The sequence below is a fragment of the Streptomyces sp. NPDC006602 genome, assembly GCF_042870385.1.
Taxonomy (GTDB): domain Bacteria; phylum Actinomycetota; class Actinomycetes; order Streptomycetales; family Streptomycetaceae; genus Streptomyces.
On the sequence record NZ_JBIAHG010000005.1, the window covers coordinates 571,063 to 587,930 of the forward strand.

At 70.4% G+C, this 16,868-nt stretch carries 13 protein-coding genes and 1 pseudogene; 7 read left to right on the plus strand and 7 right to left on the minus strand.

Translation table 11 applies throughout. The features are described from left to right. Positions 1 to 110: 110 nt before the first annotated feature. From ACFYO2_RS17845 to ACFYO2_RS17860, 4 genes are all read left to right on the plus strand, one after another. Positions 111 to 2,330 (plus strand): tetratricopeptide repeat protein, encoded by a 2,220-nt coding sequence (locus ACFYO2_RS17845; protein WP_388349557.1) that lies wholly within the window; start codon positions 111 to 113, stop codon positions 2,328 to 2,330. 487 nt (positions 2,331 to 2,817) lie between these two features. Next, positions 2,818 to 3,369 (plus strand): PH domain-containing protein, encoded by a 552-nt coding sequence (locus tag ACFYO2_RS17850; protein ID WP_388349559.1) that lies wholly within the window; start codon positions 2,818 to 2,820, stop codon positions 3,367 to 3,369. Between the two features lie 786 nt (positions 3,370 to 4,155). Then, positions 4,156 to 9,087: a ricin-type beta-trefoil lectin domain protein gene (locus ACFYO2_RS17855; protein ID WP_388349561.1), complete on the plus strand. Its 4,932-nt coding sequence runs from the start codon at positions 4,156 to 4,158 to the stop codon at positions 9,085 to 9,087. Positions 9,088 to 9,098: 11 nt separating this feature from the next. Beyond that, positions 9,099 to 9,758 carry a hypothetical protein gene (locus tag ACFYO2_RS17860; protein WP_388349563.1) on the plus strand — a complete coding sequence of 220 codons (660 nt, stop codon included), beginning with the start codon at positions 9,099 to 9,101 and terminating at the stop codon, positions 9,756 to 9,758. A gap of 60 nt (positions 9,759 to 9,818) precedes the next feature. On the opposite strand, the gene ACFYO2_RS17865 is transcribed toward ACFYO2_RS17860, so the two are convergent. The 5 genes from ACFYO2_RS17865 to ACFYO2_RS17885 all read right to left on the minus strand — a co-directional run bounded on the left by ACFYO2_RS17865 (position 9,819) and on the right by ACFYO2_RS17885 (position 12,761). After that, complete coding sequence (locus tag ACFYO2_RS17865; RefSeq protein ID WP_388349565.1) at positions 9,819 to 10,061, minus strand: winged helix-turn-helix domain-containing protein; 243 nt, start codon at positions 10,059 to 10,061, stop codon at positions 9,819 to 9,821. Positions 10,062 to 10,146: 85 nt separating this feature from the next. Beyond that, complete coding sequence (locus tag ACFYO2_RS17870) at positions 10,147 to 10,578, minus strand: nuclear transport factor 2 family protein (RefSeq protein ID WP_388349567.1); 432 nt, start codon at positions 10,576 to 10,578, stop codon at positions 10,147 to 10,149. Between the two features lie 2 nt (positions 10,579 to 10,580). Continuing rightward, entirely contained in the window at positions 10,581 to 11,390 is an 810-nt protein-coding gene (locus ACFYO2_RS17875; protein WP_388349569.1) for an MBL fold metallo-hydrolase, read from the minus strand. A gap of 47 nt (positions 11,391 to 11,437) precedes the next feature. After that, positions 11,438 to 12,052 carry a DsbA family protein gene (locus ACFYO2_RS17880; protein WP_388349571.1) on the minus strand — a complete coding sequence of 205 codons (615 nt, stop codon included), beginning with the start codon at positions 12,050 to 12,052 and terminating at the stop codon, positions 11,438 to 11,440. 214 nt (positions 12,053 to 12,266) lie between these two features. Next, a complete protein-coding gene (locus ACFYO2_RS17885; RefSeq protein WP_388349573.1) occupies positions 12,267 to 12,761 on the minus strand; it encodes a MarR family winged helix-turn-helix transcriptional regulator in 495 nt (164 codons plus the stop codon). Positions 12,762 to 12,919: 158 nt separating this feature from the next. Between ACFYO2_RS17885 and ACFYO2_RS17890 the strand changes: the two genes are divergently transcribed. Further along, positions 12,920 to 14,071, plus strand: a complete 1,152-nt coding sequence (locus ACFYO2_RS17890; protein ID WP_388349575.1) for a histidine kinase — start codon at positions 12,920 to 12,922, stop codon at positions 14,069 to 14,071. Next, a pseudogene (locus ACFYO2_RS17895) lies at positions 14,059 to 14,175 on the plus strand (DNA-binding response regulator); the annotation flags it as partial. The gene ACFYO2_RS17890 and the pseudogene ACFYO2_RS17895, both read left to right, overlap by 13 nt. Before the next feature lie 57 nt (positions 14,176 to 14,232). Here the strand turns inward: ACFYO2_RS17895 and ribA are convergent. Next, positions 14,233 to 14,895: a GTP cyclohydrolase II gene (gene ribA, locus ACFYO2_RS17900; RefSeq protein ID WP_388349577.1), complete on the minus strand. Its 663-nt coding sequence runs from the start codon at positions 14,893 to 14,895 to the stop codon at positions 14,233 to 14,235. A gap of 123 nt (positions 14,896 to 15,018) precedes the next feature. Beyond that, on the minus strand, positions 15,019 to 15,528 hold the full coding sequence (locus ACFYO2_RS17905; protein WP_388349579.1) for a MarR family winged helix-turn-helix transcriptional regulator: 510 nt from the start codon (positions 15,526 to 15,528) through the stop codon (positions 15,019 to 15,021). A gap of 100 nt (positions 15,529 to 15,628) precedes the next feature. On the opposite strand from ACFYO2_RS17905, the gene ACFYO2_RS17910 reads away from it, so the two are divergent. Further along, positions 15,629 to 16,762 carry a dihydrofolate reductase family protein gene (locus ACFYO2_RS17910; protein WP_388349581.1) on the plus strand — a complete coding sequence of 378 codons (1,134 nt, stop codon included), beginning with the start codon at positions 15,629 to 15,631 and terminating at the stop codon, positions 16,760 to 16,762. The last annotated feature ends 106 nt before the right edge of the window (positions 16,763 to 16,868 follow it).

The window sequence follows — 16,868 nt, forward strand, 5'->3', positions numbered from 1 at the left end:
CGCACCGCTCCGTCGGCGACGGCACCGGGGGCATCACCGCGACAAACGGCGGTATCGCTGCCGGCACAGTCACTGGGGGAATCCACCAACATCGGCATTCCGCCCCGCGTGTGCCAGCAGCGTGGCCGCACCAGGTCGGCGTCATCCCCTCCCGGGCGCAGTCTTTCCAGTACCGGGCCGAGGCGGACCGGCTGCGGGCGGCGGTCAACGGTGGCGGCACCGCGGTCCTGCGCCAGGTGCTGACCGGCATGGGCGGGGTCGGCAAGACTCAGCTCGCCGCCGACTACGCCCACACCGCCTGGGACGCCGGCGGCCTCGACGTCCTGGTCTGGATCACCGCCAGTGCCCGCTCCCCGGTGGTGACCGGATACGCACAGGCTGGCATCGAGCTGTGCGGTACCTATCCCGACGAACCGGAACAGGCAGCCCGCTCCTTCCTGGCCTGGCTGACCCCCAAGTCCGGAGCTCCGCCGTGCCGGTGGCTGGTCGTCCTGGATGACATCGCCGACCCCGACGACCTGCGCGGGCTGTGGCCGCCGGCCAGCCCATACGGCCGCACCCTGGTTACAACCCGCCGCCGCGACGCCGCCCTGACTGGGGAAGGCCGCCGCTCGGTCGAGGTCGGCATGTTCACCGAGGCCGAAGCCGTCGCCTACCTCACAACCTCCCTGGCCGCCCACGGCCGAGCCGAGCCCGCCGACCAGCTCACCGCCCTGGGCCGCGAGCTCGGATACTTGCCCCTGGCCCTCTCCCAGGCCGCCGCGTATCTCATTGACTCCGGCGAAACCGCAGCCGCCTACCGCGACCTCCTGACCGACCGATCCACCGAACTCACCGACCTTGCCCCCGACGCGCTGCCCGACGAGCAGGCCGTCGCCCTCGCAGCCGCCTGGTCCCTGTCCATCGCCCGCGCCGACACGCTGCGCCCCGTCGGGCTGGCCCGACCCATGCTCCACCTGGCCGCCCTGCTCGACGCCAACGGCATTCCCCAGCACGTGCTGACCGGCGCGGTGGCCCGTGCTCACCTCGCCGCGCACCGCACCGCGACCGGCCCCAACCCCGCCGCGGAACCGGCCCCTGTCTCCCGCCCAGACGCGGTACGTGCCCTCCGGGCACTGGACCGGCTCAGCCTCATCGACCACAGACCGGGCACCCCCCACCAGGCCGTCCGCGTCCACCAGCTCGTCCAGCGGGCCACTCGCGACACTCTCACCCCCGACCAGCGAGACCAGTACGCCCGCACCGCCGCCGATGCCCTCATGGCCGCCTGGCCGGAGATCGAACGCGACACCGGCTTCGCCCAGGCCCTGCGTGCCAACACCGACGCACTCACCCGCCACGCCGAAGGCGCCCTGTACCGGCTTGCCGCGCACGCCATTCTTTACCGCGCGGGCAGAAGTCTCGGTGAAACCGGTCAGGTCACCGCTGCCATCACCCACTTTCGATATGTGGTCCATGCTGCCCATGAGCACCTTGGCCCGGACCATCCCGACACCCTGGAATCCCGCCATCACCTTGCCCTGTGGTGTGGGGAGGCAGGTGATCCGGTCGGGGCCACGGATGCCCTGGCAGAATTGCTGGCAGACCAGGAACGTCTGCTGGGCCCGGACCACCCCCGCACCCTGGATGCCCGTGGTGAGCTCGCCCTATGGCGGGGGGAGGCGGGAGATGCGACTGGCGCGGCTGCCGCGTTCGCCGAACTGCTGACCGACTATCTGCGTGTGCTGGGACCGGACCACCCTGACACCCTGGGCATCCGGGGCAACCTGGCTCGGTGGCGGGGGGAGGCGGGTGATCCGGCCGGGGCGGCTGCTGAGTTCGCAGAATTGCTGGCCGACCGGGAACGTCTGCTGGGACCGGACCACCCCCGAACTCTGATCACCCGGAGCGATCTCGCGCTGTGGCGGGAGGAAGCAGGGGATGCGGCTGGCGCGGCTGCTGCGTTCGCAGAATTGCTGGCTGACCGGGAACGTCTGCTGGGCCCGGACCACCCCGACACCCTCACCGCCCGTTATCACCTTGCCCGGTATCAGGGACAGTCGGGTGATCCGGCCGGGGCCGCAGATGCCCTAGCAGAACTGCTAAGGCAAACGCTGCGGGTGCTCGGCTCGGATCACCCCCACACTCTGAACACTCGCCACCATCTCGCTTTGTGGCGGGGCCGGGCGGGGGATGCGACTGGCGCGGTTGCCGCCTTCGCCGAACTGCTGTCGGACATGGTGCGCGTGCTGGGTGAAGACCACCAGCACACCCTGACCACCCGCCACCAACTTGCCGCGTGGCGGGAGATGCTAAGAGAGTCCACCGTAAATCAATCGACCGATTCTTAAGGCAAGCTCGGAAAGTGACGAGACCTGTGAGAGCGTCCCCTGGCAGCTAGGCGCCGGAGGCTGACCGATCTCCGGCACGACGGCGGCGAGGGACAAGCGTCGCCGCCTCGGTGGCGGTCCGCCTGTCGCGTTCGGCTCGGTCAACGTCGTCGCCGACCTGGAGGGTTACTTCGGCTGACGCGTCGGCGCTCGTCCGCCTGAGCGAGCGATGCATGAGCGGACGGCAGGTCCGGCTCGTGCCTCTCCCGGTCCCACTTGGCGGCTGATCCGCACCGACGCCATGTGATGGCGACGCCGCACGGCCCGCTGTTCCGACGGCCGCGGATGCGCCGTGGCCGCAGACGTGCACACGTCGGATGCGGCGAGGGCGGGGGGCATGTGCGGGAACTCGTAGCCGGCGAGCTTGTCGCGCTCGGTGGCCACATCCGTCACTCCCCGCGAAGTGTGATCGGTACGATCCGTGCACCGATTTCAGGAGGGGGGCGTCATGGTGGCGTTCAACGTGCGGCCGGACATTGATGCGGCGGCAGAGAAGCTGTCCAGTTCCTTCGGGGCGAAGCGTGAGATTCAGCGGTTGCCCGAGGTGCTGTGGGAGGGCGAGACGGTCGAGATGCTCGCCACCGGCCTGTACGGCAAGGGCAACGGCCTTCTGGCGATGACGAACCAGCGGTTGGTCTTCTACTTCAACGGCCTGATGTCGCAGAAGGTCGAGGACTTCCCCTACAACCGGATCAGCTCGGTGCAGTGGGCGGGCGGCATGCTGATGGGGACGCTCACCGTATTCACGTCCGGCAACAAGGCCGAGATCAAGCAGGTGCCGAAGGATCAGGGGAAGGCGCTGGCTGATCTCCTGCGCCAGCGGATCTCACAGGCGCCGGCCACTGCTGCGCCGCCGGCCGCGCCGGGCGTGGCGTCCGCGCCGGCACCGGGCCAGGACATCGCGAGCCGGTTGGCCACCTTGGACCAGCTGCGGGCGCAGGGTCTCGTCTCGGATGAGGAGTACGCGCAGCGGCGTACGCAGATCCTGGACAGCCTGTAGGTCCGATCTGTGGTGCTCAGGCCGGCGCACGGGCAGCCGATAGCGGTCGGCCATAGCGGTCGGCCGCACGGTAGCCACCGGGCGGGATGACTCACGCTGAATGGGCCGCGCGACGCAACGCGCGGCCCATTCAGGCGTTCGTTCAAGTGCGTCGCCGGCTGGCTGCTCGACCACGAAAGATCCTTTGCCGCCCACGGTGATGATCAACCCGCGCTCGCGATGTTGCTGGGCGGCATGGCGGGCCGTGGATCGGGCCGAGGGTCGACAGGAATGGGGTGTTCTTGGCGGGCAATCCCCGCGGTACGACCGCGCCCATCGGCGAGCAGGCGGATTTCTGCCAATTTATGGCAGAGAATCTTCGCTACCTGCGCAACCTCTTTACAGGTCTCACACAGGTGACTCCTGGTGTGACCATGGTGTTTGCACAATCCGCGTCGTGAAGAGGTGTGCGAAGATGCCCCGTTCCGCGGCCCGGGCGCCGAGGTCAGCTCTTGCCGTGCCCAGTTGACTGGTGAGTAAGGTGACTGCCGCGCGTCCTCGTGAGGGGCCTGACCCGCCCTGCCGTGACGCGCGCACGTCATTCGGCGGCCCGGGGGAACAGTGCCGTCACGGGGGATGGATGGTTCGTCATGCCGCGATACGGCTCGTTGTGAGGGCCTGCTCGGCCGCTGCTGTGTGCTGCCCCCGTTCCCGCACCGGGACGGCGGGCTGACCCGCGCGCGTACCCCACCGCCCCCTTCGGGCGGTCACCCCTGCCTGCCCTTGCTCGCTACGAAGGATGCCCCTTTGCGACTCAGACCTGGGTTGTTCAACCCCAGATCACGAACATCCGCAGCGTTCACCTCTGCCGTCACGTCCGTCGCCGCCCTGGCCGTCCTCGGTGGCCTCGCCGTCCAGCCCGGCTTGCTCGGCCGGGACGCCGTACAGCGCACAGCCGCGGCGAGCGACTCGTACGACGGCTTCGACACCAAGGCAACCGAGCAGCTGCGCGAGGATCAGTGTGTGGCCGCCTATGCCCTGCGCACGGGCGGGCCCAGCATGTTCGCCCTCGCACAGAACGCGATCGGGCTGCCGCCCGATCAGCTCCACCAGAAGGTCAACCGGGACCTCTACGACACCACCACCCCGCTGCACCAGGCCGACAGCGCGGACAGCGTCGGCAGGGACCAGTGGCTCAAGAAGGTCAACGACCAGGAGTCCGCGTTCGCCACCGCCGTCGGGGGCCTGAGCTCCTACCCTGGCGAACCGCCCGGGAAGTTTGAGGTCTACGACCAGACCGGCCTGCTTCCGTGGCTGTACCAGGCGTACTTCAAGTCCCTCGACTTGTTCTCCCCGTTCTACGAACCGTCGCCCACCGCTGACGACGCCACGAAGTCCGCCGCGCTCGCGATCGGCGACCCGCTGTACACCACCGGGGGCACGCCGGAGGAGCAGCAGGCGTGGAAGCTGTGGAAGAAGAACTCCGGGAAGATCGAACCCAATGTGTTGTTCGTTCCGAGGGTGTTCGCCGATGACGCCCGTATCTTCCTGTCCTCGGGCGGCTTCCCTCGCACCGCCCCGGCCCCGGACACCCCGGAGTTCCGCGTCGCCGTCGAGGACCTGAAGACCCGCTTCGCGTCGTGTGCGTGGCACGCCCCGATCGACCCGAACCGGGTGCTCGGCAAGGAAGTGGCGCAGGCGTCGGCCGAGTGGCAGCAGGAGATCGCCTCGCAGGCCACGCAGCGGCAGCAGATCCTCGCTGCCAACGTCACCGGCACGAAGGCGCTGCAGGACGGCACGTTCACCCTGGGCCAGGTCCTCGGCCAGTCGTGGCTCGCGGGCTACTCCACCCGTTGGCAGGACTACTGGTCCGCGGGCGGGCTGGGCTGGATCGGCGACAGCTACGTGACGATCCAGGTGCCGGGCGCGGCGGGCAGTTGTCTGGACGTCGCGGGCGGTGGCAAGACCAACGGCACGCCGGTCCAGATCTACACCTGCAACAACGGCGCGTCACAGCAGTGGGAGCTCGAGGGCGGCGAGGACGACCTCCACCTCCGCAATGTCGGCTCGCAGAAGTGCCTGGACGTGGCCGGGAACAAGGCGGCGAACGGCACGAAGATCCAGATCTTCGACTGCTACTACAAGACCGCGGGGCAGTCCTGGAAGGGCGACGCCCGTGCCACCTCGCCCCTGAAGAGCGTCACCACGGGCAAGTGCCTGGACCTGAGCGCGTTCACCAAGAGCACGGACGCGCGGCTGTGGGACTGCAAGGACGCCAGTTCGCAGAAGTTCCTGATCAAGCCGTCCGGTCACAAGGGCACGGACAGTTCCCTGTACCCGGACAAGGCGGAGTTCGACAAGGCGAAGAAGGTCGTCACCGACGCCCAGACGGCGGCGAAGAAGCATCTGGCCACACTCAAGACGCAGCTGGAGAACGCCAAGAAGGCGGCCACCGCGTCCGACACGGCCGAGCAGGCGGCGTACGGGATCGCGGACGCGACCGGCGCGCCGAGGGGCCGTGGTCTTCTGGTCGGTCAGCAGAAGGCGCAGGTCACCAAGGGATCGGTGGCGGCGCTGACGGCGATGGTGAAGGCCGCCGAGACCGCCGAGGCCGCAACCAGGGCCGCCGCGGGTGACAGCGCGACGATCACCCAGCGCGCGATCGCGCAGGCCGCGCAGTCGAAGGCCGAGTTCCGCAAGGAAGCGGCGCACACGGCGGAATTGCAGGCGAAGGCCGCTGCCGACGCCGCGAAGCTGCACCGGGACAACGCCAAGAAGGACAAGGAGACCGCGGAGGCCAAGCTCGCCGTCGCCCTGAAGTCGGAAGCGGACGCGAAGGCGGCTGCCGCCGACGCGCACGCCAAGCGGCTCGCGGCCGAGGCGGAGGAGAAGACGGCCAAGGCGGAGAAGGAGACCGCCGCCGCCAAGCAGGCCGAGGCCAACCAGCACAAGCAGAACGCGCAGGCCGAGGCGGCGAACGCGAAGGACGCCAAGGAGAAGGCGGAGGCCGCCGAAGCGACCGCGGTCGCGCGGAAGGACGACGCGGTCAACGCACGCGACAAGGCCCGCGATCTGCGGGACGACGCCTGGGACGCCGCGCAGAAGGCGGACGCGGCCCGCGCCAAGGCGGACGCCAAGGAGGCGTTCGCCCAGGCTCATGAGTCCGACAGCAGTGCCCAGGAGTCCAGGGCGGCAGCGGACGCGGCTTCCGCGCACGCGGACGACGCCGAGGCGGCCGCCGGCCGTGCCCGGGCCTCCGCGGATGCGGCGACCCAGGCGGCAGCCGAGGCGGACGCCGCGGCCACCCGCGCCGAAGCGGCCGCCAAGCGGGCCCGCTCGAACGCGGACGCCGCCCAGGCCGCGAAACTGAGGGCGGACGCGGCGGTGAAGACCGCGACCAGCGCCGTGGCCGACGCCATCGAGGCGTCCCAGCACGCCTCCTCGGAGGCCAAGACGGCCGTCGAGCTGGCGGACGAGGCGGAGAAGCTGGCCAAGGACGCCAGGTCCCAGGCGGACGCGGCGAACAAGGAGGCCGCCAAGGCCCTGGTCGCGTCGGTGAAGGCCGCGGGCTTCGCCTATGTCACCGCACAGGCGGCGGTCGACGCGGGCAACGCCGCCGCCCAGGTCGCCAAGCCGGCCAACGATGCGATCCAGCTCGGCTCCCCCTACGTCGACACCGACTCGGCCGCCGGCCTGGTGGTGCTCACCGGTCAGGCGTCGAAGTCGATCGCCGAGCAGCAGAAGGCCGTCGCCGACGCCCACGCAAGGAACGCGGCAGCCGAGGCACAGGCGGCCAAGAACCTCGCCGACCAGGCAGCGGGCGACGCGAAGATCGCGTACCAGTACGCGGCCAACGCCGCCGCACACGCGGCCACCGCCCGCACCTACTCCAAGGAGGCCCTCGGCTACGCGGCCGACGCCGCCAAGGCCGCCTCACAGGCCTCGGCTTCCCTGGCCCGCACCGTCGAATACGACCGCCAGGCCAGCGCCGACGCCGACGCCGCCGACAAGGCCGCGGGGCGCGCCGAAGGCTACGCCAAGGACGCCCGCGCCTCCGCCGACCAGGCCGCCCTCGACGCCCAGGCCGCCCGCGACGCCGCAGCCGCGGCCGAGCAGTCCGCCAAGGACGCACGGGCAGCCGCCAACCGCGCCGACGCCGCCGCAACCGAGGCGGAACAGGCGGCGAAGGACGCGCTGAAGTATGCGCAGGAGGCACAGAAGGCAGCAGAGGAAGCGGCACGCAACGCCGCGAACAAGCAGGTCTCGACCGGTGCGGGCACCGGAGTCGGCGGCACGTGGTACGTCGTCGACGAGGACAGTATCGACATCACCGACGCCAAGCAGCACGAACCCTGTGTGATCACGATCGGCTTCGAAGGCTGCACGACCACGTTCACGGTCACCTTCAGCGCGGTGGTCGACTTCTTCCTCTGCACCAACCCCGACGCGACGGCGAGCGCCAGCGGCTGCCCGTCGGCGGACACGCTGCTCATCGAGAGCAAGCGCATCCCCGGTCTGAAGAAGGACGTCACCCGGTACTTCTCCAAGCTGGAACTCATCCAGCAGACGCTCACTTACAAGCTCATCAAGGCGGTCCTGGTCCAGGACTTCGTCGACTGCTGGCACGGCAGCGCAGGCGGCTGCGCCTGGGCCCTGAGCAACTTCATCCCGGGCAAGGCGTTCGGCAAGGTCTTCGAGGCGATCAACGCTCTGGACGCCGCGATGAAGACCGGCATCGGCGTCGCCGACGCGTTCAAGGCACTCAAGGTCCTCGACCTTGATCCCGCGACCCTCGCCAAGATCTCGCAGCAGGTGAACATCTACGAGGACGCCTTCACCGCCTGCGTGCGCAACAGCTTCCCGGCACAGACCCCAGTGCTGATGGCGAACGGTTCGCACCGGCCCATCGGTCAGGTGAAGGTCGGGGACCTGGTGAAGGCCACAGACCCCGCCTCCGGGGAACTGCGGACGCAGAAGGTCACGGCCACCTTCCGGCACGCCACCGAGCGCCTGGTGGACATCAACGTCGCCGACGGGGGGAAGCTGACCAGCACCGCCGGTCACAAGTTCTTCGTGGTGGAGCGCGGCTGGAGGACGGTCTCCGAACTGCGCGTCGGTGACCGCCTGCGCACCCCGGACGGCCCCGTCCGGGCGGTGACGGCCCTCTACGACCGAAAGGGTCTGGGCGCGAGCACGGTCTACGACCTCACGGTGGACGGCCCGCACACGTTCTTCGTGCGCACGGCCGGTGGGCGGCCCCAGGACCTGCTCGTCCACAACTGCCTGAACATCGTGGCCGACGAGGGCCGGAACGGCGCTCACACACTGAGTGAACATGTCCTCAACGACCAGGAGGCGAGGGCCAAGGCCGCCCGGGACGGCATCGCGACGGTGTGGAACGATCAGGACACCGCCGTACGCTGCATCAACGAGGCCTTCCAGCAGTGGTTGCAGCGCAGCCCGAAGAACGGGAAGAAGCTCTCCGACTGGATCACCGCGCAGCGGAGGAAGCCGAAGTCGGACATCTTTGACCCGCGCTACGACCTCTTCCCCATCGAATGGGAGCTCCGGGGCGAGGGATCGCTCGGCAAGATCTGGCGTCAAGGGGCCACGACCCCTGATAACGCGGGCAACACGGTGGCCATCAACATCAAGGCCGTCCGAGGGAAGGCGCACCCCGGGGATCCGGATGCGAACGTCCCGAACAACTTCGTGATCTACACCGCCTACCCGAAGTAGGAGAAGCAGGCATGGCGCAGCTACACCGGCACCTCGGTGTCGACATCGGGCTCAGCGGGCTGATCAAGTGGATCCGCTACCCCGTCGTCACCAGTGAGAGCGCCGGCTTGGACGTGGTCGCAAGTGTTGCCGACCGGTTCGACGGGGCGTTCGCCCACCAGCTTCTGCAGGACTGTCTCGTGCTTCTGGACTCACCCCTGTCCAGCCGGGACATCGAGGTTCTGTGGCTGGCGGGGACGTTCCGGGAGTTCGACCTGGAGCGCCTGGGCATCGACGGCCGGGAGTGGCTGCGCCGGATCGCGGACATCTGCGCCGACAGGGTCCGAGGCGACGACGCCTCCTTCGCGCCCGCCGCTGCCACACCGGTGGTGGACGAAGCGGTGAAGGAGGCGGTCGGCGCCGAGATCAGTTCGGTCGGACCTGCACTGGAGCAGGCCACGGCCCACCACGCGTACAACCCGCTCGACGGCGTGGTCCCGGCCCTGCAACGGGCGGTGGACGTCGATCCGGACCTGGCGTTCCGGCTGCTGCTGCGGGCACTGAAGGGGTACTTCGTGCCGATCAGCGAATTGCGTTACGAGCGCTACCTCGCGCTTGGGAACGAGCTCGGCCTCGGTGAGGACGTCGTCGACGACCGGGATTTCAACATCTGGCCGGATCTGGTGGACTGATCGCCTGCCACGATGAAGTTGAAGCCCCGCCAGGTAATACCTGGCGGGGCTTCTTCATGGTCAGGTGTTCGGCTGGCCCTCTTCGGGTGCGTGGCCTGCTGGCTCCGGCATTCCGATGACGTACGTCCCCTTCGCGGGCAGAGTGGCGACGAGCCCTCGTTTCCGCAGTTCGACGATGGCGCGACGCACGGTGCCGATGCTCACGCGGTGCAACTCCGTCATGGCCCGCTCGCCCGGCAACGCGGCCCCCTGCGGCAATGTGCCGGACGCGATCTCCGCCGCGATGGCGTCGGCGAGTTTCACGTACTCGACGTCTCTCTGACGGCACTGGGGGGTGAAAGGCCTCGTCACCGCAGGTGGCGAGGCCTTTCGGCAGTCAGGCAGGCGCTCAGCCGGCGGCGACCGCCGCCCCGTCGGTCATCGCGTCGCGTACCAGCGCCGTGTCCACGAACTGTTCGAAGCGGACGATCTGGCCGCCGCGTACGACGAAGTGGTGGGCGACTCGGACGTTGATGGGCTTGCCTGTCGCCTTGTTGGTAGCGGTGTAGCGGGCCAGGACGACGACGTTCTCGCCGTCGACCACGTAGGTGTCGTCGTGGGCCGTCCAGTCGTCCCACTCCTTGGCGAGCTGTTCCATCACGTGGGACGTCACGCCGTCGGGGGTGCGGTAGGTGCCGGCGAGGGGGAAGCCCGCCATCTCGGTCCACTCCACGTCGGGGGCGAGGGTGGCGCGGAGCACTTCGAGGTCACCGGCGGCGGAAGCCAGGTATTGGCGCCGTACGACATCGGCGGGCGCGGTGGATGCGGCGAACTCGGCCATGGTCAGCCCCACTTCATTTCGCCCTTGGCGACCTTGGCGCCGATCTGGGCGGCGATCAGCATGCCGTTGGCGGGGTAGCGCTTGACGAGTGCTTCGGTCAGTGCGGCGCCGTCGGCGGCCGTTGCGAACTCCTCTTCGAAGGCGAGGAGGTAGTCGCGGGTGGCGGTGATGGCGGTGGCGTCGGCGGGGGTGCCGGGCAGGCGGTGGCCGGGGACGACCAGCTGCGGGTCGAGGGCGGACATCTCGTCCAGGAGCTTGATCCAGGCGGCACGGTCCTCCGGGGCCGCGGTGTCGGCGACCCAGACGTGCTCCTGCTGGAACAGCAGCACGCCGCCGAGGATCGCGCGCTGCTCGGCCTGCCACAGGTAGTGGCGGTCGGGCAGTGCGGCGGGGCCGCCCTTCAGCTCGAAGCGGTGGCCTTCCAGGGTGAGGTCGCCGGTCAGCGGGGTGATGTCGACCAGTCGCGTGGGCAGGTTCGGGCCGAGTGACGCCCACGCCTTGAGCTTGCCCTCGTAGGAGTGCTGGATGTGCTCGATGACCTGCGGGGTGGCGACGAACGTGGCGTCGGGGAAGGCGTCGGCGAGGACTTCGGCGCCGAAGTAGTAGTCCGGGTCGCCGTGGCTGAGGAAGACGGTGGTCAGTTGCTTGCCGGAGTCCAGGACGGCGGCGGCCAGGCGGTGGCCGTCGGCCCGGGTGAAGCCGGCGTCGACCAGCAGGGCCTCGCGCTCGCCGGTGACGAGGGTGGCGGTCTTGTTCTTGGTGCCGGCGGGGAAGTCGAGGTCGAGGACGGTGAAATCGAGGGTGCCGCTCATGCGAGTGCTCCTTTGTTTCTGGGCTCTGGGGTGGGGGAGATGGGAGGTCAAGCGCGCAGGGCCGCCAGGCGCTGGTCGATCTCGTCGGCGGTGGCGTGGCCGCGGGCCAGGGCGGTGACGCGTTCGCCGTCGACGGCGAGGAGCGTGGGGAAGCCGGTGACGCCCAGCGCTGCGGCGCGGCGGAAATCCGCCTCGGCCGCGGCCCGCGCCTCCGGCGCTTCGAACGCGGCGACGACGGCGTCGGCGTCGAGCCCGGAGGCCTCGGCGAGCCTTCGGTAGGTGGCCGGGTCGGACAGGCTCCGCCCGTCGACGTAGAAGGCGCGCTGCAGGGCCGTGGCCAGTTCCACCACTCGGTCGGGGGCGATGCGGCGCAGGGCGGCCACGCCGCGTGCGGCGGCCTCGGAGTCCATGACGAAGGACCCGTCGGCCAGCAGGCGCTGGTAGCCCGCACCGAATTCGGCGCCGGTCAGCTCGGCGATCTGGTCGTTCGCGCCCTGGACGTAGCCGAAGGCGCTCACCGGCACCCGGCGCTCGCCGGTGAACAGGCCGCCCGAGACCACCTCCACCGGCAGCTCCCGGTGACGGGAGACGGTCTCGCGCACCGTGCCCGAGAAACCGTGCGACCAGCCGCAATAGGCGTCGAATACGTAGACGAGCTGCATGTTCGAAGACCTCGACGGGTGTCGGCGCCCGCCTGGCGCGAGCGGTTCACCTGACTAAACAGTATCTGCTCAGTCAGATATTTCCCCGGACGTGTGATCGGCGCCACTTTCTCTGCCCCGGGTGCCGGCCCGGGTGCCATTGGACTGCCGGCCCGGGTGCCATTGGACTGCCGACCCTGGTGCCATTGGACCAGGCTCGCCGCCGGGCGGCAGCTCAGGGCAGGCGGGGCAGCATGTCCCGGGCCGCGTGGCTGAGGATGCGCAGATCCTCCGCGAACCGCTCACGGTCCGCCTCGGGCAGCGGCTCCAGGAAGTAGCGCTTGATGTTCTCCACGTGCACCCGGGAGGCCTCCACCGTCGTCCGCTCTCCCAGCCCGGTCAGCCGTACCAGCCGTCCGCGCCGGTCGCCGGGGTCCTCGACGCGTTCGACCAGCCCGGCCGCCTCCATGCGGTCCACCAGCCGCGTCGCCCCGCCCGTGGTCAGCACCTGCTCCTGGGCGATGGCCCGCATCGACAGACCCGGCTCGGGCGCCCGCCCGAGGATCAGCAGCACCTCGTACATCAGATGGCTGATCCCGCACTCCACCTCCAGGGCACGCCCCAGGATGTACTCCAGCCGGTTGGCCGCCCCCTGCAGCCGCCCGAAAGCCAGGACCAGCCCGTGGTTCGCGGCCTCCTTCGCCGTCGAGATCCCCGCGTTCTCGCTCACGGTCCCAGCATCCCCTTCGTCGTCCCCGGCAGTCTCCCCAGGACTGTGGTGCCTGCGGGGTCATCATGCCTTCCGCGGCCGAAGGTGTAGTCCGCTACACCCCCACCAGGGTGCCCGCCCGACCGACCGCCCCCACCCGGATCGTCTAGCTTTGCCGCATGCGGAAAACGGTCCAGCGGGCCGCGTGGGCCACCCTGCACCTCTTGGTGGCCGCGGCGATGGCGTTCGGGGTGTGGATATTCATCACCGTTCTGCTGATCGCCGCCACCGGCACGGTCGCGGTGGTCGGTGCCTGGATGCTCCCCGAGACGGTACTGCTGATCCGGCGCATCGCCGGGGCAAAGCGAGGGCTGACCGCCGCCTGGACGGGGCGGCGGATCCCCGAGGCGTACCAGACCGTGAGCGGGACGCTGCGGGAGCGGCTGGGGATCGCCGTGCGCGATCCCGGCACGCACACCGACCTGCGCTGGATGCTCGCCTACTACTTCTACGGCGCTCTCGTCTTCCTCGCCCTGCCGCTGTGGCCCGTGGGACTGGTCGTCGACGGCGTGTGGTGCGGGCTGCTGCGGCGTCCCGCGGTCGTGCTGCCGCTGATCGTGCGGCTCGCGGACACCGAGGCCCGTTGGACGACCGCCCTGCTCATGCCCTCCCCCAAGGCGCAGCTCGCCGCGCGGGTCGAGGAGCTGAAGGAGACCCGGGCGGACGCGATCGCCGCGCACGGCGCCGAACTGCGCCGTATCGAGCGGGACCTGCACGACGGCACGCAGGCACGGCTGGTCGCCCTGTCGATGCGGATCGGGCTCGCCAAGCGGGCCTACGACCGTGATCCCGAGGGCGCGCGCAAGCTCCTGGACGACGCCCAGGACCAGGCCGAACAGGCACTGACGGAGCTGCGGCACGTCGTACGCGGCATCCACCCGCCGATCCTCACCGACCGCGGCCTGGTCGGCGCGGTGCGGGCGCTGGCCGCGAGCAGCGGTCTGTCCGTGTCGGTGGACGACGGCGGCCTGGAGGAGGGCGTACGCGCGCCCGCGGCCGTGGAGGCCGCCGCCTACTTCGTGATCGCCGAGTCGCTGACCAACGTGGCCAAGTACAGCGGTTCCCCGCGGGCCGAGGTGCGCCTCGCCCGCACTCGGCGCAGCCTGACGGTGTGCGTCCGCGACGAGGGCCGGGGAGGCGCCGACGAGTCCGCCGGCTCGGGACTGCTCGGCATGCGCCGACGGGTCGCGGCGCTCGACGGGACGTTCGACATCACCAGCCCCGTCGGGGGGCCGACCGTGATCGAGGTGGAGTTGCCGTGCGTGTGGTGATCGCCGAGGACAACGCCCTCCTTCGGGAGGGCCTTGTGCTGTTGCCGACGTCCGCCGGGCACGACGTGGCGGCCGTACTGGCGTACCTGGCGCACCCGCCGGAGTGACGCCAGGGTCCATGTCAGCAGCTGCTCCAACGCCGACCTCACCCCGCTGAACCCTCAGCCCGCGTGACGTCCCGTCAGTTCGGCGAGCGGCAGTGTGTGCTGGGTCTGCAGGACCTTCGCGCGCAGGTACCGGACGTTGTGCGCGGTCTGGAAGACGCCGGTGGGGACGCGGTCGCGGACGTGGATGCCGAGGTCCCTCAACTGGCCTGCCTTGTCCGGGTTGTTGGAGAGCAGGTCGAGGCTGCTGATCCCGAGGGCCTGGAGCATCTGGGCGGCCGCCGTGTAGTCGCGGGCGTCCTCGGGCAGACCCAGCGCGGTGTTGGCGGCGTAGGTGTCCAGGCCCTGGTCCTGGAGGGCGTACGCGTCGAGCTTGTTGTAGAGGCCTATGCCGCGGCCCTCCTGGCGGAGGTAGAGCAGCACGCCGCCGCGGTCGGCGATGCGCTCGACGGCCTCGCGCAGTTGCGGGCCGCAGTCGCAGCGGGCCGAGCCGAAGACGTCGCCGGTCAGGCACTCGGAGTGCAGGCGGACGAGGGGGGTGGAGGCGGCGCCGGTGGTTGAGGCGTCGGCGGTCGGGGTGCCGAGGACGACTGCCACGTGTTCCTGGGCGTCGGCCAGGCCGTGGAAGGTGACGAGTTCGGCGTCCACGCTGTAGCCGTCGTGGAAGCGCAGCGGTACCCGGACGCGGGAGCGGGGGGTGGCGGCGGGGAAGTCGGGCATGCGGGTTCTCCCGGGTCCGGGGGCTGAAGGTGCGGATCTGCTTCAGTTTTGAAGCAGATCCACGGCTTGGACCCTACCTCATGCTTGAAATTTGAAGCAATTGGTTTGTGGTGTGGCTCACGATCAGGAGGGGGATGAGCGGCGGCGCCATGGGACGCCGTCCGGTGTCGACCGGGCGTCGTCGCCCTGGAGGCCCTGTGTGATCCCCGTGCAGATCTCCTCGAGCTGCTCCACCTGCCCGTCGGTGAGCCGGTCGAAGAGCGAGGCGCGGACCGTCTCGACGTGACCCGGCGCCGTCTGCTCCAGCACCGTCATGCCCTCGTCCGTCAGGACCGCTACGCTTCCGCGCTTGTCCCAGCGGCAGTCCTCGCGCCGCAGCAGTCCGTCCTTCTCCAGGCGCGTCACCGCGTACGTGAGCCGGCTGCGGGTGATCTTCAGCTTCTCGGCGAGATCGGTCATGCGCAGCCGGTGCTCGGGCACCTCGGAGAGGTAGGCCAGGATGGAGTAGTAGAGGTGCGGCATGCCGGCCTCCTGCTGGAGCTGCCGGTCGATCGCGTCCTCCAGGAGTTGCGTCGCGGCGATGTACGCGCGCCAGGCGCGCTGCTCCTTCGGCGTGAGCCAGCGAGTCGTCATGCCCCCAGTGTAGGTTTGCTTCAAACTTGAACCAAGGCCGCCGTGCCACCGCCTTTGTGCCACCGCCCTTGTGCCACCGTCTTCGAGAGGGACCGCGCCGATGCCCCACCCGTACGTCCTCCTCTCCGCCGCCGTGTCCCTCGACGGCTACCTGGACGACACCGGCCCCGACCGACTGCTGCTCTCCGGCCCGGCCGACTTCGACCGGGTCGACGAGGTGCGGGCGTCCGTCGACGCCATCCTGGTGGGCGCGGGGACGATCCGTGCCGACAATCCGCGGCTGCTGGTCAACTCGGCGGAGCGGCGGGCGGCTCGGGTGGCCGCGGGCAAGTCGGAGTATCCGCTGAAGGTCACGGTGAGCGGGTCGGGGGACCTTGATCCGGCCGCGAACTTCTGGCACACGGGTGGCGAGAAGGTCGTCTATACGACGGAGAAGGGCGCGGCGCGGGCCCGTGCGGTGGGACTGGCGGCGGATGTGGTGCCCCTCGGTGCCGAACTCGACTGGCGGCTGTTGCTGGAGCACCTGTACGACGTCCGCGGGGTGCGGCGGCTCATGGTCGAGGGCGGCGGGCAGATCCACACGCAGTTGTTGCGGCAGGGGCTGGCCGACGAACTCCAGCTGGTGCTGGCCCCGCTGTTCGTGGGCGACCCGGACGCGCCTCGTCTGTTCGGTCCCGGGCCTTACCAGGGCGGGCGCCTCCGGCTGGTGTCGACCCGGCCGGTGGGGGACGTCGTCCTGATGCGCTACGAGCCGACGGCACCGGGCGACGGCCCGCGGGTTTCCGCCGCCGACCGCCACTGGCTCGCCGTCGCCTGCGAACTGGCGGCCCAGTGTCCGCCCTCGCGTACGGCGTTCAGCGTGGGGGCGGTGGTGGTGGCGGCCGACGGTACGGAGCTGGCGCGCGGGCACTCCCGGGAGGGCGACGACCCGGTCGTCCATGCGGAGGAGGCGGCGCTGGCGAAGATCGCGCCGGGTGATCCTCGGCTGGCCTCCGCGACGGTGTACAGCAGCCTGGAGCCGTGCGCCCGCCGCGCGTCCCGGCCGGCGCCGTGTGCGCGGCTGATCCTGGAGGCGGGGGTACGGCGGGTGGTGACCGCCTGGCGCGAGCCGGACACGTTCGTTGCGGGGGCCGACGGGAGTGGGTTGCTGGCGGCTGAGGGCGCGGAGGTGGTCGTGCTCCCGGAATACGAGGAGCGGGCGATGGCGCCGAATCTGCACCTGCTGGGCGGCTGAGTGTGTGTGGGGGGTCGGGGGGGGGGGGGGGGGGGGGGGGGGGGGGGGGGGGGGGGGGGGGGGGGGGGGGGGGGGGGGGGGGGGGGGGGGGGGGGGGGGGGGGGGG

Bases quoted from the DNA above. Each gene is read 5' to 3' on its own strand.
- ACFYO2_RS17850 (WP_388349559.1), top strand. From the start codon at position 2,818: ATGGTGGCGTTCAACGTGCGGCCGGACATTGATGCGGCGGCAGAGAAG.
- ACFYO2_RS17860 (WP_388349563.1), top strand. From the start codon at position 9,099: ATGGCGCAGCTACACCGGCACCTCGGTGTCGACATCGGGCTCAGCGGG.
- ACFYO2_RS17870 (WP_388349567.1), bottom strand. From the start codon at position 10,578: ATGGCCGAGTTCGCCGCATCCACCGCGCCCGCCGATGTCGTACGGCGC.
- ACFYO2_RS17875 (WP_388349569.1), bottom strand. From the start codon at position 11,390: ATGAGCGGCACCCTCGATTTCACCGTCCTCGACCTCGACTTCCCCGCC.
- ACFYO2_RS17880 (WP_388349571.1), bottom strand. From the start codon at position 12,052: ATGCAGCTCGTCTACGTATTCGACGCCTATTGCGGCTGGTCGCACGGT.
- ACFYO2_RS17890 (WP_388349575.1), top strand. From the start codon at position 12,920: ATGCGGAAAACGGTCCAGCGGGCCGCGTGGGCCACCCTGCACCTCTTG.
- ribA (WP_388349577.1), bottom strand. From the start codon at position 14,895: ATGCCCGACTTCCCCGCCGCCACCCCCCGCTCCCGCGTCCGGGTACCG.
- ACFYO2_RS17905 (WP_388349579.1), bottom strand. From the start codon at position 15,528: ATGACGACTCGCTGGCTCACGCCGAAGGAGCAGCGCGCCTGGCGCGCG.
- ACFYO2_RS17910 (WP_388349581.1), top strand. From the start codon at position 15,629: ATGCCCCACCCGTACGTCCTCCTCTCCGCCGCCGTGTCCCTCGACGGC.